The 788-nt window shown below is 32.0% G+C and carries 1 protein-coding gene; it reads left to right on the plus strand.

The window, feature by feature from the left end; translation table 11 throughout:
* Window positions 1–353: 353 nt before the first annotated feature.
* The gene (locus HUK49_RS10585; RefSeq protein ID WP_191913668.1) at window positions 354–689 is read left to right on the plus strand and encodes a hypothetical protein; all 336 of its coding nucleotides are present in this window, start codon (window positions 354–356) and stop codon (window positions 687–689) included.
* Window positions 690–788 lie beyond the last annotated feature (99 nt).

Consider the following 788-nt stretch of genomic DNA (forward strand, 5'->3'; position numbering starts at 1 on the left):
ACACCGTTAAACCATAATCCGATTTCTGATAATCATGAAGTAATTTAAGCTTTTCAATAGTTGAATAACTTACAATGCAAAACACCCCCTAGGATTCACACTTTTATTATTTAAAGTGTCACCCTAAGGGGTATTGTACGACTCATCTTGTAAATATAAAGGAAAATTTCGGTTATTAAACTTTAAAATTTATTGCTCAAAGTTGTTTTAAACACTTTATGGACAAGTTGTACTTCTATTTATGATGTTCTTGCTTTAGAAATCTGATATAATTTTACGGTTAAGGTCAATCAACGCATACACGCTGACTGACCTTTTTAATTTGTATTATATTGCGAAAGGATTGTTTTAGTATGATTTGGGTTCATTATTTCTATGAAGGACAAACATTGATAATTTGGGGAATAATGTTGTTAATTGCGATGGGCTGTATAGAAGCTTTATTAAAGTATGTGTCTAAGATAGCATTCATGAGGTCATACGCTGATGAAATTATTGTTAGTTTTTGGGGGATGATGCTACTTATACAAGGACTTTTATTTAGTGAAAGACTAGCTACTTTTGCTGGGAGCTTATCTATCTTGATAGGAATAGTTCTATCTATATCAAGGAAAATTAATAAGGAGGAGTGGCTAAAGTGGGAAAATTGTGTAATAGGACTTATATTTTTGGCAGATTGCAAGAAATAACTTGAACGAATTTAGTGACGTAGATTAAGCAAGAAGATCTCGATTGGTGTATGCCAATTAAGACATTTAAGTGGCCGTGAATTCAGATACCAATTGATT

Source organism: Limosilactobacillus portuensis, from assembly GCF_014838735.1.
Classification (GTDB): Bacteria; Bacillota; Bacilli; order Lactobacillales; family Lactobacillaceae; genus Limosilactobacillus; species Limosilactobacillus portuensis.